13 protein-coding genes are annotated in these 25,147 nt (G+C 64.2%); 6 read left to right on the top strand and 7 right to left on the bottom strand.

Annotated features, from left to right (window positions below):
• Positions 1 to 564: 564 nt before the first annotated feature.
• Complete coding sequence (locus GA615_RS27635) at positions 565 to 711, bottom strand: hypothetical protein (RefSeq protein WP_161602517.1); 147 nt, start codon at positions 709 to 711, stop codon at positions 565 to 567.
• A gap of 446 nt (positions 712 to 1,157) precedes the next feature.
• Here GA615_RS27635 and GA615_RS23735 point away from each other — a divergent pair, with 446 nt between their 5' ends.
• The 4 genes from GA615_RS23735 (at position 1,158) to GA615_RS23720 (ending at position 8,888) form a co-directional block, all read left to right on the top strand.
• On the top strand, positions 1,158 to 3,689 hold the full coding sequence (locus GA615_RS23735) for a DUF1592 domain-containing protein (RefSeq protein ID WP_152053818.1): 2,532 nt from the start codon (positions 1,158 to 1,160) through the stop codon (positions 3,687 to 3,689).
• 138 nt (positions 3,690 to 3,827) lie between these two features.
• Positions 3,828 to 5,090 (top strand): DUF1552 domain-containing protein, encoded by a 1,263-nt coding sequence (locus GA615_RS23730; RefSeq protein WP_152053817.1) that lies wholly within the window; start codon positions 3,828 to 3,830, stop codon positions 5,088 to 5,090.
• A gap of 468 nt (positions 5,091 to 5,558) precedes the next feature.
• Positions 5,559 to 7,574, top strand: coding sequence for a DUF1592 domain-containing protein (locus GA615_RS23725; protein ID WP_152053816.1), 2,016 nt, complete (start codon positions 5,559 to 5,561; stop codon positions 7,572 to 7,574).
• A 3-nt stretch (positions 7,575 to 7,577) separates the two neighbouring features.
• Positions 7,578 to 8,888: a DUF1552 domain-containing protein gene (locus tag GA615_RS23720; RefSeq protein ID WP_152053815.1), complete on the top strand. Its 1,311-nt coding sequence runs from the start codon at positions 7,578 to 7,580 to the stop codon at positions 8,886 to 8,888.
• A gap of 31 nt (positions 8,889 to 8,919) precedes the next feature.
• On the opposite strand, the gene GA615_RS23715 is transcribed toward GA615_RS23720, so the two are convergent.
• From GA615_RS23715 to GA615_RS23705, 3 genes are all read right to left on the bottom strand, one after another.
• Positions 8,920 to 10,020, bottom strand: coding sequence for a leucine-rich repeat domain-containing protein (locus GA615_RS23715; protein WP_152053814.1), 1,101 nt, complete (start codon positions 10,018 to 10,020; stop codon positions 8,920 to 8,922).
• An 86-nt stretch (positions 10,021 to 10,106) separates the two neighbouring features.
• Positions 10,107 to 12,158 (bottom strand): leucine-rich repeat domain-containing protein, encoded by a 2,052-nt coding sequence (locus GA615_RS23710; protein WP_152053813.1) that lies wholly within the window; start codon positions 12,156 to 12,158, stop codon positions 10,107 to 10,109.
• Positions 12,159 to 12,439: 281 nt separating this feature from the next.
• On the bottom strand, positions 12,440 to 15,418 hold the full coding sequence (locus GA615_RS23705) for a PQQ-dependent sugar dehydrogenase (protein WP_152053812.1): 2,979 nt from the start codon (positions 15,416 to 15,418) through the stop codon (positions 12,440 to 12,442).
• Between the two features lie 1,732 nt (positions 15,419 to 17,150).
• Here GA615_RS23705 and GA615_RS23700 point away from each other — a divergent pair.
• Together GA615_RS23700 and GA615_RS23695 are read left to right on the top strand one after the other, a co-directional pair.
• Positions 17,151 to 19,112, top strand: coding sequence for a DUF1549 and DUF1553 domain-containing protein (locus tag GA615_RS23700; protein ID WP_201750298.1), 1,962 nt, complete (start codon positions 17,151 to 17,153; stop codon positions 19,110 to 19,112).
• Positions 19,113 to 19,257: 145 nt separating this feature from the next.
• Positions 19,258 to 20,628: a DUF1501 domain-containing protein gene (locus GA615_RS23695; RefSeq protein WP_235905643.1), complete on the top strand. Its 1,371-nt coding sequence runs from the start codon at positions 19,258 to 19,260 to the stop codon at positions 20,626 to 20,628.
• Between the two features lie 17 nt (positions 20,629 to 20,645).
• Here the strand turns inward: GA615_RS23695 and GA615_RS23690 are convergent, their stop codons facing one another.
• The 3 genes from GA615_RS23690 to GA615_RS23680 form a co-directional block, all read right to left on the bottom strand.
• The gene (locus GA615_RS23690) at positions 20,646 to 21,425 is read right to left on the bottom strand and encodes an SDR family NAD(P)-dependent oxidoreductase (protein WP_152053810.1); all 780 of its coding nucleotides are present in this window, start codon (positions 21,423 to 21,425) and stop codon (positions 20,646 to 20,648) included.
• An 83-nt stretch (positions 21,426 to 21,508) separates the two neighbouring features.
• Positions 21,509 to 23,647 (bottom strand): DUF1501 domain-containing protein, encoded by a 2,139-nt coding sequence (locus GA615_RS23685; RefSeq protein WP_152053809.1) that lies wholly within the window; start codon positions 23,645 to 23,647, stop codon positions 21,509 to 21,511.
• 156 nt (positions 23,648 to 23,803) lie between these two features.
• A complete protein-coding gene (locus GA615_RS23680) occupies positions 23,804 to 25,141 on the bottom strand; it encodes a DUF1552 domain-containing protein (protein ID WP_161602515.1) in 1,338 nt (445 codons plus the stop codon).
• Positions 25,142 to 25,147: the final 6 nt, after the last annotated feature.

The following is a 25,147-nucleotide window of genomic DNA, read 5'->3' as shown; positions in this document are numbered from 1 at the left end:
TGCCGCGTGGTCGCCTCTCCGTCGAAAGGAGGTCGGGAGAACGGCGTGCGTTGACGGCGCCCGGGGCGAGCGGGCCGATTCGAGGACCGCTCGAGCGGTCTGAGCCGGCGAGCGGCGCCGCATCCATGCCCCACGAAGTACGACTTTCCATCGGCATGTCCCTCCAGTAATCGGGGCAATTCGTCCCGGAGCCTCGCCGGCGCCATGGGCGATTCTCGCGAACGGCCCTGGCGTTGGCAAGCGTGCCACGCCGGGCGCGCTTCGCCTGAGCCCTGGAGGAGCCGATTCCTGCGTTCCTCAGAGCAGATCACACCTCAGTTGGCATGTCTGTCCGGCTCAATGACAGATTGAGGCGTGGCAAAGGGCAATCGGAAAGGGGCCACTTTGCTTCACGAGCCCACCGCGGGACCGACCTCAGACGAACTCTGGCAGGCCGCGGATTGCCTCCAGCGAGGCCGGCAGCGAGAGCTCCCAATCGTACCGCGTCGGGGAGAGCTCCTCCTCGGAACCCTGGGCCTGCTCCCAAGTGATCACCTCGTCCGTATACCAGGCCAGAGGTCGAGATCAGGTCTTCCCCGAAATTACCCCTCGGAGCAACGGGTCGATCGTCTCGCTTGCGTTGTTCGTGATCTGGATTGTCTTGGCCGCGCCGACCTTGTCCGGAGCCGGATTAGTGCCCTCTCCGCTCGGGCCGATCGGGACCGCTGGCATCCTTGTTGTTGCTGTCAAATAAATTATGAGTTGAATGATTATTATGGTTTTTTATGAGATTTATGTATTTCTTTCTGCCATCGTGATTCCGTCAGCCTGTTCAATCCTACAGACCTAGAGCGTTCACAAACCTGCTCCTCCCCAGCAATCAACAGCAGGGCTCGTTCGTCGGATCACTCCAGGCTTCACACGGAGCGGCTCCTGCCTGGGGACCCTGGTGGCTCTTGACCTTTCAGGCTTGCGCGCTTCCCGCTTCATCCCCAGAATCACTCTCGGTAGAATACGAATCTTAAGAGAAGCCACATCTAAGGTCACGAGTATCAGGATCGGCCTCTTGCTCTCAAGCTCCCGCGACGCCGCAATCCACCCGGAACCAGGACAGCCCCTCTCTTTGGCTTACTGATTCCCAATCAAGTTTGCTCCGAATGCAAAGGCCAGGCTGAAACATGACTGCCCAGCCCCGATCATCGAGACCGATCCTACCGACTTGCCTGATCCCTCCGCACCCCAGCCGATTGGCTGGCATCCCCCTCCTGATCGCGGCGCTGGTCTTTGTCGGAGGGGGATGGAGCGGGCCCACGACCCTGACATCCGCCGCCCCGACCGACTTTCAGTCGACCGAGCAGCTTCCCGCACAATTCTTCGGGCAATACTGCCAGTCCTGCCACTCTGGCTCGGACTCCAAGGGAGACTTCCGCGTGGAGTCCCTCTCGCTCGACTTTGCCGACAATCAAAACCGCGAGCACTGGCTGAACGTTCTCGACCAGCTCGAAACTGGCACCATGCCACCTCCCGGTAAGCCCCGTCCCGACGCCAACGAGCTGAAAGCCCTGATCGCCTGGATCGACGGTCAGGTTGCCGAGGCGGAAGCCACCCGCCAGGCCCAGCAAGGCCGAGCGATCCTGCGACGGCTGAACCAGGTCCAGTACCAGAACACCGTGCGCGACCTGCTCCACGTCGACCTCGACCTCTCCGACCTGCTCCCTGCCGATTCCGTCGCGGGGGGCTTCGATACCAGTGCCGAAATTCTGAACATGTCCTCCTATCAACTGATGAGCTACCTCTCCGCGGCGGACAGGGTACTCGACGCCGCTATCGCCGGTCATCGCCGACCCGCCCACTTCCAGCGTCGGATCAATCTTCTCGAAGACTCCTCGACTCGCCGCCATGGCGTCTATCGCCACCTCGACGACGGCGTCGCCATTTTCAGCTCCGATCTCGCATCGAACATTCAGATTGTCTTCTGGAACCTCTTCACCCGAGCCCCAGGAAAATACCGAATCCGCCTCTCCGCCTACGCCTATCAGAGCGAGAAGCCCGTCCTCTTCCACATCAACGGCGGGACCGACAACCTCGGAGACCCTCCCTCCCTCATCGGCTACTTCGACGTTCCCCCCGGCGAACCCACCCTCATCGAGTTCGTCGAACAGATGGAGGCGGGTCGAAACATCCGTTTGCTTGTCGATACGAACGTCCGGCCGCGCGACCTCCAGCGCATGGGCGGGGCCGAGCAGTACCAGGGCCCCGGCCTGGTCGTGCAATGGGTCGAAATGGAAGGGCCGCTCCTCGATTCCTGGCCGCCGCCTAGCTATCGCCTCCTCTTCGGCGACAGACCCCAGGCGCGGGTGCCCGACCAGCCTGATCGCCTCGAAGTCGTCTCGGAGCAACCCCTCGCCGATGCCGAGGCGATCCTCCGGGCGTTCCTGCCCCGAGCCTTCCGGCGGGCAGTCACCGAGGACGAGATTCAGCCCTTTCTCAACCGCGTCCGAGCCAGGTTAGACGAGGGCGATTCCTTCGAGCGAGCCCTGCGGGTTGGTCTCAAGGCCGTCCTTGTTTCCCCTCATTTCCTTTTTCACCGCGAGCGCGTGCGGCCCCCGAGCCCTTCCCCATCAAATGACCTCCCTGCCCAGCCGGCTCCGCTCGATGAGTACTCCCTGGCCAATCGCCTCTCCTATTTCCTCTGGAGCTCGATGCCCGACGACGAACTGTTCCAGCTCGCCGAACAGGGGCTCCTCAGCCAGCCAGACACCCTTCGCGAGCAGGTTGAGCGCATGCTGATCGACCCCCGGGCACAGGCCTTCACCGAGAACTTCGCCGGCCAGTGGCTTGGCCTCACGGACATCGACGCCACCCTCCCCGACCGCCAGCTCTATCCCGAGTACGACGACATCCTCCGATCCTCCATGATCAAGGAGGTCTACCTCTTTTTTGACGAAGTCCTCCGCCAGAATCTCAGCATTGCAAACTTCGTCTCCGCCGACTTTACCTTCCTCAACGGCCGACTCGCCGACCATTACGGCATTCCCGGCGTCGAGGGGCTCGCCTTCCGCAAGGTTGACATCCCGCCCGGCAGCCCCCGAGGCGGTGTCATGACCATGGCCGCCATCATGAAGGTGACTGCCAACGGAACGACCACCTCGCCCATCGTCCGGGGCGCCTGGGTCCTCGACAGCATCCTTGGCACTCCTCCTCCCCGGCCCCCTGCCAACATCGAAGCCGTCGAGCCCGACATCCGGGGTGCGACGACCATCCGCGAGCAACTGGCCAAACACCGCGAAGTGGTTTCCTGTGCCTCCTGCCACGTCTCCATCGATCCTCCCGGCTTCGCCCTGGAGAACTTCGACGTCATCGGCGGCTGGCGAGACTCTTACCGCAGCATCGGCGCCGGTGAGCCCGTCACCGTCGCCGGTCGACTCATGCCCTACCGCAACGGCCCTCCCGTCGATCCTTCCGACGTTTTGCCCGATGGCCGCAGCTTTCGCAACATCAACGAATATAAAAAACTCCTCCTCTCCGACTCCGATCAACTGGCCCGTGCTGTGGCCAGCAAACTCCTCACCTACGCGACCGGCGTTCCCCCTACCGTGGCCGACCGCCCCCACCTCGACGCCATCGTCGCCTCTGTCTGTAACCAGAATTACGGCTTCCGCTCCCTCGTACACGAAGTCGTTCAGAGCCCAGTCTTTCGGAACAAATAACCAGAGAGCCTTTGCTCAATAGGGTTGGCCTGTCCCGGCGTGCCGCACACAATCTGCTGCTCCAGCCGAATCATTCCCATGACCATCGCTCGGCACGGCTCCTGAACCCCTCATTCCTCCCTTTCGGGTCCTCGTCCCATGCATCATTCCCGCCGCCAGTTCCTTCGAGCCACTGGGATCTCCGTGGCCCTTCCCTGGCTCGACGCCTTCCTTCCTACCCAGGCTCGGGGCGCCGGCCTCGCCGAGGCCCCTCGGCGAATGATTTGCATCTGTGCCCCCTTGGGCTTCTACCCTGAGAGTTTTTTCCCCAAGCAGGCGGGCCAGCTCGATGAGCTATCCCCCTACCTCGACGTCCTGGGTGAATACCGGAACGAGTTCACCGTCATCTCTGGCCTGACCGGCATCAGTGGCGGCCACCAGGCGATTGACGGCTTCCTCACTGGCATCCCTGGCGCCGGCCAGCCTGGCATCCGCAACGGCATCTCCGTCGATCAGTTCGCTGCCGAGCAGATCGGCGCTCAGACCCGGTTCCCCAGCCTGGCCCTCTCCGGCGAAGGGCTCGGTCTCTCCTGGACCCGCACCGGGGCCCGAGTCCCCGCACATCATTCCCCCTCGAAGCTCTTCGCCGAGATGTTCCTTGAAGGGCAGGAGCACGAGGTCCGGGCCCAGATGCGAAACCTTGAAGACGGCCGCAGCATCCTCGACGACGTTCGCGATCAGGCCCGATCCCTGCTCACCGAACTCGGCTCCGACGATCGCCACAAGCTCGACGACTATCTCACCAGTGTCCGAGAGCTGGAGCAGCGCCTTCTCATCGATGAAAAGTGGTTACGCACTCCCAAGCCCAGGGTCGATGTCGAGCCCCCCCGGGACATCACCGATCGCAGCGACCTCATCGGCCGGACCCGCCTCCTGTTCGACCTCGCCCACTTGGCCGTTCAAACCGATTCCACCCGCCTGATCACCATCATGCTCGCAGGCGCCACCAGCGTTCCTCCCATCCCGGGAGTCACCCAGGGGCATCACGATCTCTCCCACCACGGCAAGGACCCCGGCAAACTTGCTCAGCTCGAACTCATCGAGGTCGAATGCATGAAGGTCCTCTCCGAGCTGGTTGCCAAGCTGAAGCACTCCCAGGAAGGGGGCGATTCCCTCCTCGACCGCACCATGGTCTACCTCGGCAGCAACCTGGGAGACGCCAGCAGCCACTCGAACAAGAACCTGCCCATTCTCCTCGCCGGCGGCGGCTTCCGCCACGGACAGCACCTCGCGTTCGATTCCCAGAACCCCCCTCCCCTCTGCAACCTCTATGTCAGCATGCTCCAGCGCCTCGGCATTGAGGTCGACTCCTTCAACACCGGTCATGGAACCCTCACCGGCCTGGACGTCTCCCGAAGCTAACGCCCTTCTCCATCCCCTCCGCAATCCGGGGACTGACTCTTCAGGAGCCGTCCCCGTATTTTCTGCGCTGAATACAGACTTTGCACCCCAGCTAACACGAACAGTCGAGAAGCACTCATGGCCAGTTGAGGGAAGCGATTCCGGGCTTCAAGCCACATTCCACAAGGTCAATTCTGTCAACAACAAAGTGTATGATGGCCCTTTCGGGATCACGATCGGTCACGAGGACCGAGGTGTTATGCCCGGTCGTGCGGATCGTCGGGAAACATCGAGTGATTTCATGCATGTTTTCCTCTCGAGAATCTTCCAGAAGTCCTGTCAGATGGGGCCGATTGGTGATAGGATGACGCTTCTGAAAGACGGGAGCGCCGGAGCCTCAGGACAAGTGTCCCTTTGGGGATCTGCCGAAGAATTGCCCTCCCTGTTCCCTGTGAGGACGGGGCTCGGGCGAGAGCCGGGAGTCATTCCATGGGAAGGCGGGAGCCGGGGTGGGGAGTGCTTGCCGCGTTCGTAATCGCCGTGGCAGCCACGGGATGCGGCCGGGTTGCCGCGGCAGAGGACACGGTGGTGCGGGATGAGTCGTTCTTCGTCGAGCAGGTCTATCCCATGCTGCACACCGTGCAGTGCGAGCGATGCCACACCGATAATGGTGTGGCCTCCGACACGCTCCTCGAATTTCCGGGCGAGGATCCGAACGAGCTGCAGATTGTGGCGTTTGGGCTCTCGATGATCGATCTGGTTGATCGGGGCGATCCCCGGCAATCGTTGTTGCTGACAAAGCCCACGAGGCGGACGGAACACACCGGTGGCCGGCGGATCAGGCCAGACAGCGAAGACGAGCAACTCTTGCTGAGCTGGGTCAATTACCTGGCTGGGCTCTCAGACGATCAGGTGCGCAAGGCACGCGAGACCATCGCCCGGGCCGAGGTGCGAGAGCTGGAGACGTTGACCGTCCGGCGTCTGACGCATAGTCAGTACAACCACACGGTGCGAGACCTCCTCGGCGACCAGTCTCAACCGGCCAACCGTTTTCCCAAGGAAGACTTCATCAACGGATTCAAGAACCAGCTCGAAGCTCAGGGGATCTCTCCGCTGCAAGCAGAGGCGTATGGCAAGGCGGCAGAGCGTCTGGCCCAGGCGGCCTTTCGGGGAGGGGATCACCAGGGGTTGATCCCTCGCAATCCCGAATCGCCGACCGATGCCGAGGCCGCAGGCGAGTTCGTCCGGCAGTTCGGGCTCAAGGCCTTCCGCCGCCCCCTGACGGCGGACGAAGTGGCCCGCTATTGCGATCTGTTCCTGGAGGAGGCCGGCCGGGTCCAGGAGTTCGAACGGGGCGCCTCGATGGTGATCGAGATCATGCTGCAGTCGCCCTACTTCCTGTTTCGGGTGGAGCGGGGTGCGGACGGCCCGGACGCGGATTACGAGATGGCCAGCCGGCTTTCGTACCTCCTCTGGGATACGATGCCCAGCGATGAGCTGTTCCGGGCCGCCGCAGCGGGCGAGCTGTCGACGCCAGGGCAGGTCGAAGCGGCGGCCCGTCGGATGCTCGACGACCCCCGAGCCCGCAGTGCGCTGGACGAGTTCCTGGCCCAGTGGCTCCGATTCGATCGGGTGCTCGATGCCACGAAGGACCGTCGCCGGTTCCGGCAGTACAACGCCGAGGTCGCCGCGGCGATGGTGGAAGAAACGCGGCGCCTCTTCAACGACCTGGTCTGGAATGATCGGGATTTCCGTGCGATCTTCACGGCCGATTACACCTTCATCAACGCGGACCTCGCCCAGCTCTATGAGCTTCCGATGCCGGAGGAGGAATTCGGCAAGGTGGCCTATCCTGCCGAGTCTGGGCGTTCCGGGGTGCTGGGCCACGGCTCCTTCCTGGTGGCGACGAGCAATCCGGCCGAGACCTCGCCGACGGCCCGAGGCCTGTTCGTCCGCAACCACTTCCTCGGGCAGGAGGTCCCTCCGCCTCCGGCGGGCGTCAGCACGGATTTGCCGGTCGTCACCGAGGCCGCTCCCATGACGAACCGCGAGCGGCTTGCGATTCACCTGAACAGCGAGTCGTGCGCCTCGTGTCATCGCCTGATCGATCCGATCGGCCTGGGTTTCGAGAATTATGACGCGATCGGTGCCTACGAGGAGACCATGAGGCTCCAATTCGGGAGGGGGAGGGGAAACGCCTCCCGGGAGGGTGGTCCGACGTCGATCGAGCTGGAGATTGATCCCTCGGGGTACATCCAGGGGATCGAGAACTCTGAGTTCTCGACGCCGAAGGAGCTGGGGCGGCTGCTCGCCGAGAGCGAGACGAGCCAGCGGGCCATCGTCAAGCAGTTTTTCCGGTACGCGTTCGGTCGGCAGGAGACCGTCAACGATGAGCCGGTCCTCGATGGTCTCTATGAGGCGTTTCGTGACTCCGGGTTCCGTTTCCGAGAGTTGATCGTTGCCTTGATCACCTCAGAACTTTTCCTCCAGAAAGGAACGGAATAGATCATGGCCACGCGAGATCCCCTGTCCCGTCGTGCGTTTTTGAGGGGCGTGGGCCTGTCGGGCGCCGCGATCCACATCGGGTTGCCGACCTTCGAGGCGATGCTGAACTCCAGCGGGACGGCGTATGCCGCCGAGGCGGGCGTGCCGGCCGATCCGATCGAGACGCGGTTCGTCTACTGGTTCAATGGCAACGGCATCATCGAGAAATACTGGATTCCGCGCGAGGATGGGCCGGGCTATGCGATGACCCCCTGCCTCCAGCCGCTCTCGCGGTTCCGGCAGGACATTCATGTGATCAGCGGCGTCGACAACCCGGCCGCCCGCCTGCCCGGGCCGGGCAATGGCCATCACAACTCGATGAGCGGGCTGGTCTCGGGCGAGATGTTCTCGGGGCGAGGGGCAGGCGGACCCTCGATCGATCAGGTCATCGCGCAGGAGATCGGCTCGCAGAGCCGCTTCCGCTCGCTGCAGATCGGAGTCTGTCAGGAATCGTTCGGCGAGAGCATTCAGCGGAACATGAGCTGGGCCGGTCGCGATCGGCCGTTGCCGCCCGAGATGTTGCCGCACCGGCTCTTCGACCGTCTGTTCGGCTCCAAGGAACCGTACTGGATCGAGCGCAAAAAGAGCATCCTGGACGCGGTGAGCGATGAGGCGAAGACGCTGAAAGCGGGCCTCGGGTACAGCGACCAGCAGCGGCTGGACGAGTACCTGACCTCGGTGCGTAGCCTGGAACGCTCGGTGGCGAGCCTCCCGCCGGAATACGCACAGGTCGTCGAGCAGCCGCCGGAGGGGGGAGACCTGAAGGACTGGCCCCGGATCGCGAAGCTGCAGACCGATCTGCTGGTCCACGCCCTGGCGTCGCGACAGACTCGAGTGGCCTCCTACATGCTGTCCAAGTGCCAGGGGCTTTCGCGGTTCCCTTGGCTGGGATACACGTACGAGCGGCACCACGAGTACACGCACGGTCGGGTCGAGTCTCCCGAAGGCCAGCGCATCATGCGCGACATCTGCCGCTGGCACGTCGAGGAGTTCGCCTACTTCCTCGCCAAGCTCAAGTCGATTCCGGAAGGGGACGGCACTTTGCTCGATCACACCTGCGCACTGTTCGTGCACGAGCACGCCGAGGCCAACTCCCACAAGAACGCCGGCCTGGCCATGATCCTCGCCGGCCACGCCGGGAATCTGAAGACCGGGAGGCATACCCGGGTGACGGGTACGGTCGGCGACCTGTACCTGACCCTGGCCGAAGAGGTCGTCGGGGCTCGGATCGGCGACTTCCCGACGGGTGAAACGAAGCTGTCCGAGATTGTCTGAGCGGTCGCTCGGGGATCGAGGGCTTTGGGGCTCAGTCGCCGCGGCGTTCTGGCTCGGGCTGCTCGATCCTCGGCGTCTCCCACCAGCTCACCTGGCATTCGGGCATGGCCTCGCGCAGGGCCTCGACCTGCTCCGGGGCGAGGTCGAGGCCGCCGAGGAAGAGCTGCTTGAGGCTCGTCATCTCGGCCAGTTGCGACACGGCCCGGGCCGAGAGGCGTGTCTCCTGCAATTCGAGGATCTCCAGGCCCTTCAACTGGAGGAGGGCCGGCACGGCGTCGTCGTCGATGCCCGGGGCGTTCCAGAGCTTCAGGTGCCGCAGATTCGGCAGTTCGGCCAGCGCCTCGATTCCCCGGGCGGTGACGCGTGTGCCGCTCAGGTCAAGCGTGCGCAGGTCGCGCAGGCGAGCCAGCTCCGCGACGCCGCGATCCGAGAGGCTCGTCTGCCCGAGGTCGAGCACTTCGAGCGAACCGAGCTCGGCGATGTGGACGATGTTGAAGTCCGTCACCGCGACGCTCCAGAGGCCCGAGTCGGTCCGCTGCCGGCCTGAAACGCTCAGCTCACGGAGCCTGGGAAGGGTTTTGAGGAGAGGGAGAGAGGCGCCACTCATCTTGTTGCCACCAAAGGCGAGGTGTTCGAGCTGATCGAGGCTCACCAGGACGTCGAACAGGTCGTCGTTGACGCGACTCTGGCCGATGTCGAGCCATCGGAGCTCCGTCATGCCGGAAATGTGCTCGAAGACCTCGCTGGTCACCTTCGTCCCGCGGACGTTCAGCGATCGAAGGTTCGTCCAGTGCTTCAGATGCGCGATGCCGACGTCGGTGACGTACTCGGCATAGTACAGATTGAGGTGTTTGACATGCTCCAGCGGAGCCAGGAGTTCGAGGCCAAGGTCGGTGACCTTCGTGTAGGACAGGTCGATGCGCTCGAGTTCCGGCAGGAGGGCGAGCGCCTTTAGGTCGGAGTCGGTGAGCCAGGCGTGGCTCAGATCGACGCTGATGATCGCGCCATCGGCATTGCGGGAACAGCGGGCCCCGAGGTCAGCAAGCTGGACGGCGAGATCGTCGTCGGCCGGGGAGGTCGATGCCCAGAACAAGGGGGCGATGAGGCAAAGGGAATTCAGGAGAATCGTCATCGTTGTGTGCTCTTGGTCCGTTCCCGAGGCGCAAGCGTTGTGAGCATCACCGAACGTTGAGGGAGCCGAGGGGATTCCTGAGGCGGTCAGCTCCGGCGACGTTTGGGGTCGCTTGATCGGGGGTCGAAGATGATCTCGCACTGCGGCACCGCCTCGCGGATCTGCCGGTGCCCGTCCTCGGTGATAAAGGTGTGATAGAGATTTAACGTGATGAGGTCGAGGAACCGGGTCAGGAGCGGGACGCTGGCGTCGGTGACGTGGGTGCTGTCGAGGCTCAGTCGTCGAAGATTCGCCAGGCTGCCGAGGGATTGCAGGCCTTCGTCGCCGACGTCGGTGTAGTCGAGGTTCAGGTCTTCGAGCTGGGAGAGGCCGCCGACGACGGGCATGCTGGCGTCGCCGATCCGGGTCCGGATCAGGCCCAGCTCTCGGAGCTTCAGGAGAGGTTTCAGGTGAGTCATGCCGGCGTCGGTGATCCTCGTGTAGCCGAGTCCCAGGGCGGTGAGTTCCTCCAGGTTTGCCAGGTGACGAAGGCCCCGGTTGCCGATGTCGGTCCCGGCCAGGTCGAGCCGCCGAAGTTCCTGAAGCGTCTCCAGGAGGGCCAGGCCGTCGTCGGTCACATCGGTGAAGGCCAGGACGAGTTCCCGGAGGGTACCAATCTCCGAGAGATTGGCAATTCCTTGATCATCGATGGGGGCGTCGGAGAGGCGCACCTGTACCAGGGCGAGGTCCGTCAGGTCGGCAAACCCACGGCCGGAAAGCTGCGTGTGGGACAGGTCGAGCGTCCGCAAGCGCTTGAGCCCGGCGAGGTGGACGAGGCCCGAGTCGGAGACCATCGTGCCGTTCAGGTCCAGCTCCGCCAGGCCGACCAATCCCGCCAGGTGACGCATGCCCAGGTCGCCGATCTCGGTCGACCGGAGCCGCAGGGTCCGCAGGTGATCCAGACCGTTCAGGTTTTCGAGCAGCTCGTCGGTCACGCTCGTTCCTTCAAGCGAGACCTCGACGAGCCTGTCATCCTCGACGACCGCCCGGCCGCCGATCGAGCGGACCCAGTCGGCCACCGCCGCGTCTCCCGCGCCGGCCACGAGGCGATCGGCACCTTCGGGCAGCTCGGGGCGAATCGTGGAGTCGAAGAACATCGGGGTGCAGCCCGGAATCGCATCGCGGAGCCGTTCGACGCCGGTGCGAGACATCCGGGTGTACCGCAGGTCGACCGTTCGGAGGTTCTCCAGATCCTTGAGCACGTCAACCGCCGCGTTGCTCACGCGGGTGCCGTACAGGTTCAGTTCCTCCAGGCCGATCATCCCTGCCAGGTGGCCGATGCCTTCGTCGGTGAGGTCGCTCCCCTGAAGGTTCAACGTCTTCAGTCGGGTCAATCCACTGAGGTGGGCGATTCCGGCGTCGGTGATCTTCGTCCCGCCCAGGTCGAGCTGCTCGAGGTTGACCAGGCCCGCGAGATTCTGAAGGCCCTCGTCGCTGATGAGGGCGTCTCGCAACAGGAGCGTCCGCAGCCTGGTCATGCCGCGCATTTGCTCCAGGCCCTCATCATCCACGGGACAGTAGACCAGATCGAGCGCCTCAAGGTTCGTGAACGGCGCCAGGTGGCGGCCTCGGACCTGGGTGTCTTCGATGCTCAGGCGCCGGAGGCTGGGGCCGAGGGGGGCGATCTCTTCGATTCCGTCATCGTTGAACTTGATCGATTCGAGATAGGTATAGCTGAAGGTGAGTTCTTCAAGGCTTGAAAGAGCCGCGATGTGGCGCGTTTCTCGGCTGTAATCCATGCGAGCCCCCGCGCTGGGGTTCCACATCGGCCCGGGTAGGTGCAGCGCTTTGAGGCGGGTCAGGCCGGACAGCCGCTGCAAGTCGGGCGGGTCGATATTTGTCCCCACGAGGTCCACCCGCTCCAGGTGGAACGTGTCCGCCGGGAGTTGGATCACCTCCCTGATGCGGCCGGGCCTGCCCTCCAGTTCCACCGAGCCGCCCAGCAGGATCACCCATTCGGCGACCTGCCGGTCCGGGGATTCATCCTGTGCTGGAGAGGCCACGACGGCGGCGGACGGGAAGGACCATACGAGGATTCCCAGGATCGCGCGTCGGATCAAGGAATTGCGAAGACGATCGCTTGCATCTCGCCTCTTCATAGTATGATCGCAGTATGGATATGAGTAAATAAGATTTCGATGAGTTTGCCGGCCGCCTACACCCCCGGTCGATGGGGGGCGGAGGAATATGGACGACTGGCGGGGGGGCTGATCCAGGGCGAGGGTGCCAATTCGTCCGGGTCGTCTCGCATCGTAGCGCCTCGGGATCGTCCAGGCAAGAAAATCTCAGGACATCGGGACATGGGGCTCGTGCCTCGGAGATTGGACGACGCAAGGTTCGAGATGACCGGCTCGCGGCTCTGGGGTGGCGACCGCTTGAATCAAGGGTTTGCGGATTTGAGCGATTCGAGATACGAGAGCAGGTCGGCGGCCTGCTGGGCGGTCAGGTCGGCGATCTGGCCCTCGGGCATCAACGACGTTCGAGACGGCCGGAGTTCGTCCACGTTGTCGGCCGCGAGGACGATCTCGGTGCCCTGGACATCGCGGAGGACGACAGACTCCTCGTCGCGCCTGACCAGGAGCCCGCTCAGCAATCGGCCGTCGGCCGTGGCGACGGCATAGGTGGCGTACTTCGGCTCGATCCGGCGCGAGGGTTCCAGCAAGCTCTCAAGCAGGTCTTCGCGTGATCGAAGCCCCCCGATGCCGGACAGATCCGGGCCGACTGCCGTGCCGCGCTGACCGACGCGGTGACAGGTCCCGCACTGGACCGATTCCGACCAGAAGAGCCCCGCTCCACGACCGGGATCCCCCTCCATCGCCAGGATGGATCGGGGCCGGGGATTGGAGCCGAGAGTCCGAGCACCCCGGACATGGGACGGGAGATAGCCCTCGAACAGTTCGCGGATCGGCCCGCTGGGGATCGTCGCGGCCTCGGCCAGCAAGGCGTCACGATCGGAGGGGGGGAGCGCTCCCTGGCCGAGCTTCCGCGCCAGACGCATCGCAGATTGGGGGGAGGAAATCCACGGGGCTGACGGCTCGACCACGGCGCTCCGGTCCGTTGGATCGGCGTCGGCGCGCATTGAGGTGATCCATCGTGCGACGAGTTCCAGTCCCTCCTCGTCCGGCTGTTCGGAGCCGATGTGCGGCATGCGGTCGCGGCCGAACTTGGCCATGCGGAAGTAAAGGGTGCTGGAGTACGGATCGCCTGGTGTGATGATGCGAGCATCCGGCAACGTCAGATCGCCACGGGTGGGGGGGACATCGACGGCGTTCAGGGCGTTGAGAGGGAGATTGAACTGGAGGCGGAGGGGGACCGACCCCCCTCCGTGATCGGAATGGCAGTGGCCGCAATTGGTGTGCAGGTAGGAGCGGGCCCTCGCTTCGATCGGCTGCCTGTCGTCGACCGGGTCGGCTAACCTTCGTTCGAGTGCGGCCGATGCGTCGTCGAAGGGAGGGAGCGGATCACCTTCGTCGTCGGCCCGGTGGAGGAATCCCGCCTCGGTCAGGGAGACGAGCTGGTTCTTCCCGTCGGGCCCAGGCCGGTTCAACTGCTCGGGGAGGAAGGCCAACGCGTATTCCGATTGATTGCTGTGGCAGGACATGCACTGACCGCGGCTCTGGAACTGCCAGACGCGATCGGGGCCGAGGTCGGGCAATGCGATCTCGGCCCCCTCGGTAGGGACCAGGTCGGCGTCGAGCTGGTCCTCTCGCCAGGCGAAGGTGTAGGCCCGCCATTCCAGGCCATCGTAATGCAGGAGCTGGGTTTCCAGGCGCCTCTCGGCCAGCGAGAGTGTGCGCATCAAGACCGCGTCTTTGGGGAAGTGCATGCGGAAAGCATGCCAGTCGACCAGGCCGGGGATGGGCTTTCCGTTGGCGTAATACGTGGCCGAGGATTGGCCCGGGAAGGCGGCCCAGTGCTCGGCCGTGGCGCCATCGAGCCATTGGCGGCTGTTGACCTCGAAGGGAATGACCCCGTCGGCTGGCTCGTGATGCTCGACCGAGGCGAACAGGCCGGTATCGGACAGGGTGGTTGGGAACGCGACGTTCCGCTCGCCGCCCTGGCTCCGTTCCAACGTGTGGATGGTGCCGGCCTCGTGGTCGAGGAAATAGAGCTCGCCGTCGCGGTTCTCGCAGAAGGCGACGAAGCGGATCGAGGGGCGGGCCAGTTCGGGCATCTCGACGGTGCGTCCCCCCTCGAAGCGGGCGGCCCAGAGGCGGCGGGTCTCCCAGTCGCCGAAGATGTACGCCCCGAACAGCTCGGGGAACTTCTTGCCTCGGTAAACCAGGCCGCCGGTGACGCTACAGGCGATCGCGTGCGGTAGCTCGATCAGCGGGGGGTGGATCGGTGTGGGGCCGACCTGATCCGACTTGATCGGCTGCGGGCCCTCCATCGCGGCCCAGCCGTAGTTGCCCCCTTTCTCGACCCGATACACCATCTCCCAGAGTTCCCAGCCGACGTCTCCGACGAACAGCTCGCCGGTCTGGCGATCGAAGCTCATGCGCCAGGGATTGCGGAAGCCGTAGGCCCAGACCTCGGGGCGGGCCCCCTCGAACGAGACGAACGGGTTGTCGTCGGGGATGGCGTAGTTTCGGCCCTCGTCCTTGCGATCGACGTCGATTCGGAGGATGGAGGAGAGCAGGTCGGAGATATCCTGGCCCGTGTTGAGCGGGTCCGGCGGGTTCGGGCTGGCCGCGTCTCCGGTGGAGATGTAGAGGAAGCCATCGGGTCCGAAGTGGAGGTCGCCCCCGTTGTGTCCGCCTTGGAGGAAGGAGATGACGATCTCCTCGGAAGATGGGTCGATCCTCGGCGGGTCCGTCTGGGAGACCGTGAACCGCGACACGCGGGTTCCGTCCTTGAGATTCGGCTGGCTGCGATCCGACCCCCGCAGGGTGTAGCAGATGAAGCACTGCCGATTGCGCTCGAAGTCTGGGTGGAAGGCCAGGCCGTAGACCGCTTCGACCCCCTCCGCGCCTTCGAGCCGATCGAGGGTTTCCAGTTCCCGAGGGAGGTCGAAGAAGAGTTCGGCCTGGGCGTTCTGGTCATCGGCAAACGAATAGAGAACGCCAGACTGCTCGCCGACGATGAGGCGGCCTGACCGGGGCACTCGGGCGATGAGCAAGGGGTTGGTGAACTTCAAGTTCGGGAACACTCGGACGACGTCGAACGGGGGAGGCGGATCGGGAGATCCGACAACCCGGGAGGAGGTCCAGGGAGTGCGGTCGGGGAGCGGAGACGCGGCGGTCCCGGGCGTGCTTCCCTTGATTCCGGCCGGGCCCGACCACGCCACGAAGATCCCCAGCAGCAGCAGGATCAGAATCATCGGAACGGGACGGTTGGCGGTGATCGCGGATGATGACATGAGCGGCACTCCGAACGGCGGACCCGGCGAACAAAGCCATGAGAAGGGCGCATGATATCCTATTGTCTTCCAGCTCTGTGATGGCTGGCGAAAATAATGTAGCACTGGCCGGTGACCGTCGGTTGGTCAGAAAACGAAGCCCCCACGGTTTGCTTCGTAGCGACTGGGTCGGGATTGAGGCTGGCTCCACCCCATCTCCGATCCGACGCCGCGAGCTCTATGGGTGTTCACCGACTATGGGGCGGGCCACGTAATCCCAACAGACTTCGCTGGGCACCCGACCGAAGAACTCGAAGGCGATTTGCCGGGCGATCTGCCGGATGGACATGCCATCGCGTCGCGCCCGCCGAATCGAACCAGACTCATCCACCGTGAGCACGTCCTCAGCCTCCGGCTGGTGACGCGATTCCTGTGGCTCGATCCGTTCGTGAGGACGGGGAAGTCAATCCGGCTGGGAGGTCTGGTCGATCGGCGGTGCTGGGGTGTCCTCGTTCGATCGACCCATCTTTTTCGCTGGGATCGGCCGGGCAAGCCACCACCCAAATGAGCCCATGTCGTGACATGCTTTGACACGCGATCCCACGGAAACAGGACGAATACTCGTTGTGTTTCGCCCCGATCTGGAATGGGAAAGATCGCTGTAATGTGTGTTCTTTAGGGGGTTACGTTGATTTTGGTGTCAGAATTGATAATCCTGGTGTCGCCGGTTCGATCCCGGCTCTGCCCACTCCCGACGCAATGCGACCCGGGGCGTTTCAACACGTCTCGGGTTTCTCTTTGCGCTCATCCAACGCGGCGGACAGTTCATCAGTCATTCCGCTCGTTTTCGGCGTGATTCGACCTGGCACGACTCCTGGGCGCTGCCCATGCGCTCCCAGGATGGGGCCGTTGGTCCCCGTTGCAGCGAAGCCCGGAGATTGCATGCCCAGCTTTCCTTCGGAAACACGCGATGGCTATACGATTTTGTCGGGTTTGAGGTCGCATGATCCGAACTCTTCAAGTGCAAGGTTCCCGCTGTGACAGGGCGACCCAGGCATGCAATTTCCGGGTCAGTAGGCCCTTCGTCTTGGCGACTGGAAGAGGGTTCGCACTGGGTTGATTCACGCGGCAATTCTCTGAGCGTCGAACAGTGCAATCCTGGGTCCGCCCCTGGCGAATGGCACGAGAGTCTCCGGCGAACACCCCGAACTCGTCAGCCGGATCGATCGATTCATGTTCGAGGCTCGAGACCGGTCGGCACGCTTTCCGATCACGGTCCTCGATGCTCTGGAGATCGATCCCCATCTCCAGTGACCCGCGGGTGGGTTGCCCCGTCCGGTGGGGGAATTCGTCAAGGCGATCGAATCGGCCGGGGAATTGTCCGAGATCGCCGAGTCTCCGGAGCTTCTCCGACGGAAGAATTCAGTTCCTGGACGGCCTGTCTCCTCATTGCTAGAATCTTTGTTTAACCTCCAGAGGGCATGACCATCGTATCAAAGCAACCCGATTCTGTTGAACCAACGCGGGGCGAGCTAGGCCAACGGAAGGCCTTGAGGTGAGCCCGCCAACTCCCGCGAGGTCTTCCCCGGGCGAGAGGATCATGGTCTTCGTATTCCCTGGCCAGCGTCGTTCCTTGCGGATGATTCGGGGCATCCCCGTCGTCCTCGGGTTGGTTCTGTTGGCGGCCGTTCCATCGCTGGTCGCGGGAGAGGACAGCGCGGATTGGCCTTGGTTACCTCCTGAGCGGCCTGCCGTGCCCGAGCCGGTCAGGGCCGACTGGATTGAGAATCCGATCGATGCCTTTGTCCTGAGGGGGATGGAGGAGTTCGGACTGGAGCCTGCACCGCCCGCTGATCGAGCAACGCTTTTGCGTCGCGTGACGTTTGATCTGACAGGGCTGCCCCCGTCCCCCGAAGACGTTGAGGCGTTCCTGGCCGACACGGAACCGGGGGCGTTCGAACGGGTTGTCGACCGCCTTCTTGACTCTCCGCATTACGGAGAGCGATGGGGCAGGCACTGGCTTGATGTGGTCCGATACGCGGACAGTGATGGATACGAGTATGATGATGCTCGCCCCCATGCCTGGCGATACCGCGACTGGGTGATCGACGCCCTGAACGCTGACATGCCCTACGACCGTTTCGTCCGTGAGCAAGTTGCCGGCGATGAGCTTTCGCCAGACGATCCGGAGGCGCTTGTTGCCACCGGCTTGCATCGGCTCGGGCCGCTCCGCCTGAACGCCGGTAATCAGGACGAGGAAAAGAACCGTCAGGAAGTTCTGACCGAGATGACCGACATGATCGGTTCGGCCTTCCTCGGCCTGACGATCGGCTGCGCCCGCTGCCACGACCACAAGTTCGACCCCATCCCTCAGGCCGACTACTTCCGGCTCCAGGCGTTCTTCGCCGGCACCGAGTCTCGCGACCTGTCGATCGCATCGGAGCCGGAGCAGCGGGAATACGAAGAGAGAATGGACCGCTGGAAGGCGACGAGCGATCGGCTTCGGAAAGAACTGCGGGCGCTGGATGAATCGGGATCTGGAGAAGACCCGGCTCGCCGCGATCTCCTGGTCGCCGAGATCGACGCCCACAATGCGATCAAGCCCGAGCCTCCAGCGGGAATCATGACCGTCTCGGAAGTCGAATCGCCGGCCCCGGCCACGTTTATCCTGTTTCAGGGCGAACCGGGCCGTCATCTCGACGAGGTTGCTCCTCAGTTTCCGGGAGCGATTCATGGTCCGGCTCTTGTTCCGATTTCAGCGACTTCGGAGCGGCCGGGGACTGCCGGGCGGCGCGCCTCGCTGGCAAGGTGGCTGGGCGACCCGTCACACCCGCTGACGGCTCGCGTCATGGTCAACCGCCTCTGGCAGCACCACTTCGGCCGGGGACTGGTGGCCACCCCCAATAATTTCGGCATCATGGGCGACCCGCCGACTCATCCGGAATTGCTCGACTGGCTCGCCGTCGAGTTCGCAGAGGGCGGCTTCCGATTGAAGGCAATGCACCGGTTGATGGTCACCTCAGCGACCTATCGCCAGTCATCGAGGGCTTCGGATCAAAGCCTGGAGGAAGACCCGGACAATCTCTTGCTCAGCCGGATGCCTCGGCGACGGTTGGAGGCGGAGGTCTTGCGAGACGGGGTTCTCGCAGTGGCCGGCACCCTGAACCGGACCCGCGGAGGGCCGGGCGTCCGGTTGCCCCTGGAACCCGAGGTCGCGAGCCAGGTCTACAAGGGGAACTGGGAGCCGACCCCGGACCCGGACGAATACACCAGACGAAGCATCTACCTCTTCGTCAAGCGCAACATTCCGCTGCCCTTCATGGAAGCGTTTGATGCGCCGGATACCCTGGTCTCGTGCGGTGAGAGGAACATCAGCATCCACGCCGGCCAGGCGCTGGCCTTGTTGAACAGTGCGCTCCTGGACGAACAGTCGCGGAACTTCGCGGGGCGATTGCTCGCCGAGGTCGGGCCCGACCCGGACCGTCTGGCCGGCAGAGCGATAGAGGTCGCACTGTCCCGCCCGCCTCGGCCGGAGGAACGGGAGCGAGCCCATCTGTTCCTTGAAGGCCAGGCCGCGCTGCTGGAGGTCGAAGGGGTGTCGTGGGACACCGAAGGATCGCCATTGCCCGAAGGGGTGACTCCGGCCCTCGCCGCAGCACTCTCCGACCTGTGCCTGGTCCTGATGAATCTCGACGAATTTCTTTATGTGGATTGATCGGCTCGATCGTCCTCAGTCTTTCAGCCCCAGGGGTGATCTCATGCCAAGCAACCAGGCGTCGCACCCTGAGTCCTGCCCGGGGGCCTCGATCGCGCGGAGTCGCCGGGATTTTCTCTCCCGGAGTGCTCTCGGATTTGGGTCGATGGCCGCTGCCTCGCTGCTCGCCCAGGACGGTCTTCTGCCCCAGGCTCTGGGAGATGACGAACGCCTGACCGATCCGCTCGGGGCCCGCGCCCCGCACTTCGAGCCGAGGGCCACGTCGGTCATCTTCCTGTTTCTGACCGGCGGGCCAAGCCAGATGGAGACGTTTGACCCGAAGCCGTTGCTCAACCGGCTTCACGGTCAGCGCACGCCGGAGAGCTTCGGGAAGGTCACCTTCCAGCAAACGAGCGACGAATCGCTGCTGCTCGGCTCGAAGCGGACGTTCCGGCAGTGTGGAGAGAGCGGCCTGGTGATGTCGGATCTTTTTCCGCATCTGGCAACCTGTGCCGATGACCTGGCGGTGATCCGATCCTGCCACGCCGACAGCATCACCCACGCGCCGGCGATGTATCAGATGAACACGGGTCGGGAGTTGATGGGCCACCCGAGCCTTGGCTCCTGGGCGGTCTATGGCCTGGGGAACGGGACCGAGAACCTCCCGGCCTTCGTGGTGATGCTTGATCCGGACGGCCCCTTGACGGGCGGCCCGCCCTGCTGGGGATCAGGCTATCTGCCGCCGGTCTATCAGGGGATGCCCTTCCGATCGGGTGAGACGCCGCTCTTGAACCTCCGACCCTCGGGGGGCCGGAGCCGGGATCGACAGCGGGCTGCGCTTGATCTGCTGCGCGACCTGAACCACGCCGGAGATCGCGAAGCGGACGACCCGGTCCTGGGGGCCAGGCTCGCGTCGTACGAGCTGGCCTTTCGGATGCAGTCGCATGCCGTCGAGGCCGTTGATGTCGGTGGCGAGACGGAGGAGACTCAATCACTCTACGGGCTCGACCGTCCCGAAACCGAGGAGTTCGGCCGTCGCTGCCTGCTGGCTCGGCGGCTGGTCGAGCGAGGGGTTCGGTTCGTCCAGCTTTATCACGGCGGCGGACCGGGGAACATGACCTGGGACGCTCATGGGGATATCGAGGAGAACCACCAGCGGATGGCCGGCGAGGCAGACAAGCCGATCGCCGGGCTCCTGACCGACCTGAAGCGCCGGGGCTTGCTCGACTCGACGCTCGTGGTCTGCGGCGGTGAATTCGGCCGCACGCCGATGTCGCAGGGGAGCACCGGCCGCGACCACAACCCCTTCGGCTTCAGCATGTGGCTGGCGGGAGGCGGGGTGAAGGGAGGCGTGACGGTCGGCGCGACGGACGAGATCGGCCTCCGCGCCGTCGAGTCGCCCAAGCACGTCCGCGACCTGCACGCGACGATTCTGCACTTGCTCGGGCTCGACCAGTACGAGCTGACCGTGATCCACGACGGCCGCGAGGAAAAGCTCACCGATACCGGCGGTCGCGTGATCTCAGAGATTCTCTGATTCGATCTGGTCCCGGTTTACCAGAGCGTGTACCCGCCATCGATGACCAGGGTCGAACCGGTCATGTACGATGAAGCGTCACTGGCCAGGTAGAGGGCCAGGCCGGCCAGTTCGTGAGGCTGGCCGAGCCGCCCCATCGGGACCATCGATTCCATCGTCGTGCGCAGCTCGGGGCGTTCCGAGAACCATCGGACGTTCGGATCGGTCAGAAAGCCACCGGGGGCAATTGCGTTGACCGTCACGCCGCGATCGGCCCAGTCGGCTGCCAGGGCTCGGGTGAACTGGATCATGGCCGCCTTGGAGGTCTCGTAGCTCCGGCCACCGATCCCCCTGGTGGCGATCAGGCCGCTGATCGAGGCAATATTGATGATCCGGCCCCAACCTCGGGGAAGCATCGCGCCGCCGAGGAGCTTCGACCAGAGGAAGCAACTGGTCAGGTTCAGGTCGATGATCCGCTGCCAATCGCTCAGTTCTAGTTCCTCGGTGGGTGTCGGGATGCGGCGCCCGCCGACGTTGTTGACGAGGATGTCGATCGGGCCGAACTCGCTGAGGACCCGGCGGGCGGCCGCCTCGCTCGATCCGGGGTCGCCCACGTCGGCGGGGAGGATATCGATCCGTCGGCCCGTTGCCGAGAGTTCCTCCTTCGCCGTGGCGAGCGCCTCAGGTTCCCGGCCGATCAGGACGAGGTCGGCCCCGGCTTCGGCGAGCCCCCGGGAGACCGCCAACCCCAGTCCCCGGCTTCCCCCGGTGATGCAGGCCCTTCGGCCCTCGAGTCGAAATTGATCCAGAATGGACATCAAGGTTCCCTTTTCTTCTCGATCCGGATTGCCCGCCGTTCCTCCCCACTGGATCGGATCAGAGGACGTTCGGCAGCATTGAATTAAAGCATGTTTTCATGGCGAGGCCGAGCGCTGAAGCTCAGCGAGACATGATGGATCCGCAACTCCGCGGGCGGGCCTTCCTGATCGCCCAAGCGATCGATTGCCTGTCCGGTCGCATTCTGGACAACCACCGCCACGCCAAGCCCCTGGCCGATCGGGAAGTTCACGTTTCCGGCCGTCGAACCAAGGTAGCGCTGGAGGGTGAAGGAGCGGGGCTCGCCAAAGGTCGGCCGGAAGTCTACCGATGCCAGTTCCTGGGCCTCTCTCGGGTTCTTCGAGGCGTCCGCGAAGCGGAACAGGATCAGTCGGCAAGAGAATCGACCGAGGAACTCCTCGTCGAACTGCTCGGGAGAGCCACCGCTGCCGCTTGCGGTCACGCTGAAGGTGTATTCGCCTCCCCGAGCAGACCGGATCTCCTGCGCCAGGATTGCACTGGCTCCTGGAGCGACGGTGGGATTGGGGGCGAAACCGAGGGCGATCTGGCGATCGGGAGTCTCCACAGGCCGGACGATCAGTCCGTTCGGCTCGGGTTCGGAACCAATCGGCCAGGCTCTCCAGCCTTTGTCTCGGGTTGGAGGAGTTACCGCGATGAGCGGACGACCCGACGCAAAATCAACATCGAGTAACTTGCTGTCGTCGTACGGTGGGACGAACGCCGGGTCGCCTCCAGGTTCGCAACGATCGGTCGTCGCCGGGGAGTCGCCGAGGATCGAGTACAAGGGCTCGCCGCGAGTGATCGGTTGTGGGCGGCCGAGCTTATCGGGAAACATGCCGTGATGATCGATCCCGAGCAGGTGGAAGATGGTGGCCGTCAGGTCGTGCGGCCGGATTGGGTCGGAGGCCGGCAAGGCGCCGTCGCGGTCGCTCGAACCGAAGACCTGGCCCCCGGAGATGCCGGCCCCGGCCATCACGAAGCTGAAGACATTGCCCCAGTGATCGCGTCCTCCCTGCGCGTTGATCCGAGGCGTCCGACCAAACTCACCGATGGCCACGACCAGGGTTTCGTCGAGCAACCCTCGCGATTCGAGGTCCTCCAGCAAGGCGGTGAAGGTCACGTCGAACTGCGGGCAAAGGACGTCCTGAAGGCGGTCGGCGTTCTGGGCGTGGGTGTCCCACATCGGATTATCGACGGCGGAATCGCCGGGTTCTCGAGTCCAGTTCACATGGACAAGCCGCACGCCGGCCTCAATGAGCCGACGGGCCAGCAAGACGGTCTGACCCCACGAGTCGCGCCCGTAGCGATCACGGACCTTCTCGGGTTCCTGGCTCAGGTCGAACGCGGCCCGAGCTTGACCGGACGAGACAAGGTCGTACGCGTGCTGGGCGTAGCGGTCCCAGCCGTCGAGGACGCCCCCCTGCTCGACCGCCCGAAGGTGCCCATCAAGTTGACCGAGCAAGGCTCGGCGACGATCGACCCTGACCCGAGGAAGTTCCGGGGGCAACTCCAGACCTTCGATGTGATAGCCCGGTGCGGCCGGGTCGCCGACGAACCGCTCGGGCTCCCAGGCACGGCCAAGGAATCCGGCGGTCTGACCGGCGGGGGTCACGCTGTCGTTCAGGCGCATCAGGTCGGGGATCCAGACGGTCGAGAGGGCCGGCATCGTCTCGCTCGGCCGGAGCATCTTGACGATCGAGCCGAAGTAGGGCCAGTCGGTCGGCTTGATCTGCCGGGCGCTGCCGGGTCCGTAGGGGTAGCCGGTGAGGACCCAGTAACCGCTGACATCGTGGTTCGGGTCGTCGGTGGCGATCGACCGGACGACGGCCAGCTTGTCCGCCATGCGAGCGGTGCGCGGGAGCAGCTCGCAGAACTGGATGCCGGGCACGTTGGTGGCGATGGGGCGGAAGGGGCCTCGAATCTCGACGGGGGCGTCGGGCTTGGGATCGAAGGTTTCGTGCTGAGGGGGGCCGCCCTGGAGCCACAGGTAGATGACGTTCTTCGCCCGACCGAACATCACGCCATCGAGCCCCTGGCCGAGCGGAGAGGCCATCGGAGCGGCCATCGCCGGATTTGGGACGGCTCCGGCCCGCAACAGGTCGCCCAGGCCGAGGCCGAGCACGCTCAGGCCGCCGATACGGAGCCATTCACGGCGGCTCTGACCGTCGCAGAGCCTCGTCGGTCGATCGTCGAGTCCGAACATCCGTCCCCTCCCCAGGTGGATTCAAATGCCCTCGAATGGCCGCTTCAACGTATCGATCGAATCGACGGCTTGCAATCTCATCGCGCTGCCAGGCTCCTCCATCGGGAGCCGACGACGTCTCGGTTTCACCACAGAAACGATCGGGGCTCGGCGCCGTCAGAGGTCCGCAAGGGGTCGATCGGCGTCGCCGAACCGGGTCAAGGAGACACCCATCCGGTCCATCAGAGACAGGTAGAGGCTACATGCGCGGCGGTCGCTGTCGTCGCGGTCGAGGTAGTCAAGGACGCGCCCGGTCGACAATCCCCCGCCCGCCCTGCCTGCCAGGAGGATCGGCATCTCGTCGGCCTGGTGCCGATCACCGTCAAAGAGGTTCGAGCAACACATGAGCAGCGAGTGATCGAGCATCGTGCCGTCGCCTTCGGGAATCTGCTTCAGCCGATCGAGCAGATAGGCGAATTGAGCGACATGGAACTGGTTCGTCTTCAGGTACATCGCTTCCAATTCCGGCTCGCGTCCGTTGTGGGTGAGGTCGAGGTGGAGGCTGCCGGTCACGCCTTCGAGGAAACCGAAGTTCATCTGCGAGAGGTCGTTGTTGAGCATGCAGGTGACGATGCGGGTTTTGTCCATCTGGAAGGCCAGGACGATGAGGTCCATCATCAGCCGCATGTGGTCGGGAATGTCCTGCGGCAAGTGATCTGCGGGGCGTGGTAGATCGGGAGTTTCAAGCGTCGGTCGCCAGCCCTCCAGCCGACCGTCCTTCGAGGCGTGATCGATGCGGCGCTCGACGTCTCGAATCGATTCCAGATACTCGTCCAGCTTCCGGCGGTCGTCGAGGCCGACTCGGCCTTTCAGGTCGTGGGCATCGGCCAGCACATGATCAAGAATGGAGCGATCGAGGCGTCGGCCCTCGGGGTCTCCCACGAGCAGGTCATAGACCCGTGAAGGATAGATCTCCTTCGTCGCCGGCTTCGTGTCGCTGGCCCAGGAGATGCTTGAGCCGTAGATCATCGAGAGGCCGTCCTCGAGCCGGAGCTCCGTCGGCTCGATACCGAGGACGAGGCTTGGGACTACGGTCCGTCCGCCGATCTGTCGGGCGAGGACCTGGTCCATCGTCTGGCCGACGCGGATCTCTCCCTGATCGGTGCTGACCCAGGCTCCTGACAGCAGGTTCGGCATCCGACCGAGGTGGGCGCTTGCGTGCCGGACGGCCTGCTCGTTAAACAGACCGCGAAGAAAGACCATGTCCTCCCGGAAGGGGCGCATCGGTTCCAGGCCGGGACCGATCTCCATCGCCGCGCCGCGGCCCTTGGCCCACCAGTGCTCTGGCTCGACACCGTTGGAGAAATAGATGCAGGCGAACCGGACAGGAGGCCGGGACTGGCCGGTCGCGGGGGCGCGCTTGCCGGTGTCCTCGGCTCGGACCGGCAGCGAATCCAGCCAGGGCAAGGTCAGGGCCAGGCCGCCGCTGCCGCGGAGGAAGCCTCTTCGACTCATCGGGCG

It is taken from the genome of Tautonia marina (assembly GCF_009177065.1).
Taxonomy (GTDB): Bacteria; Planctomycetota; Planctomycetia; order Isosphaerales; family Isosphaeraceae; genus Tautonia; species Tautonia marina.
This window is presented reverse-complemented; position numbering and strand designations above follow the sequence as displayed.

What these genes read in the sequence shown, in the direction of transcription:
- GA615_RS23720 (WP_152053815.1), top strand. Translation starts at nt 7,578, where the DNA reads ATGGCCACGCGAGATCCCCTGTCCCGTCGTGCGTTTTTGAGGGGCGTG.
- GA615_RS23730 (WP_152053817.1), top strand. Translation starts at nt 3,828, where the DNA reads ATGCATCATTCCCGCCGCCAGTTCCTTCGAGCCACTGGGATCTCCGTG.
- GA615_RS23685 (WP_152053809.1), bottom strand. Translation starts at nt 23,647, where the DNA reads ATGTTCGGACTCGACGATCGACCGACGAGGCTCTGCGACGGTCAGAGC.
- GA615_RS23735 (WP_152053818.1), top strand. Translation starts at nt 1,158, where the DNA reads ATGACTGCCCAGCCCCGATCATCGAGACCGATCCTACCGACTTGCCTG.
- GA615_RS23680 (WP_161602515.1), bottom strand. Translation starts at nt 25,141, where the DNA reads ATGAGTCGAAGAGGCTTCCTCCGCGGCAGCGGCGGCCTGGCCCTGACC.
- GA615_RS23725 (WP_152053816.1), top strand. Translation starts at nt 5,559, where the DNA reads ATGGGAAGGCGGGAGCCGGGGTGGGGAGTGCTTGCCGCGTTCGTAATC.
- GA615_RS23695 (WP_235905643.1), top strand. Translation starts at nt 19,258, where the DNA reads ATGGCCGCTGCCTCGCTGCTCGCCCAGGACGGTCTTCTGCCCCAGGCT.
- GA615_RS23710 (WP_152053813.1), bottom strand. Translation starts at nt 12,158, where the DNA reads ATGAAGAGGCGAGATGCAAGCGATCGTCTTCGCAATTCCTTGATCCGA.
- GA615_RS23690 (WP_152053810.1), bottom strand. Translation starts at nt 21,425, where the DNA reads ATGTCCATTCTGGATCAATTTCGACTCGAGGGCCGAAGGGCCTGCATC.
- GA615_RS27635 (WP_161602517.1), bottom strand. Translation starts at nt 711, where the DNA reads ATGCCAGCGGTCCCGATCGGCCCGAGCGGAGAGGGCACTAATCCGGCT.
- GA615_RS23705 (WP_152053812.1), bottom strand. Translation starts at nt 15,418, where the DNA reads ATGTCATCATCCGCGATCACCGCCAACCGTCCCGTTCCGATGATTCTG.
- GA615_RS23715 (WP_152053814.1), bottom strand. Translation starts at nt 10,020, where the DNA reads ATGACGATTCTCCTGAATTCCCTTTGCCTCATCGCCCCCTTGTTCTGG.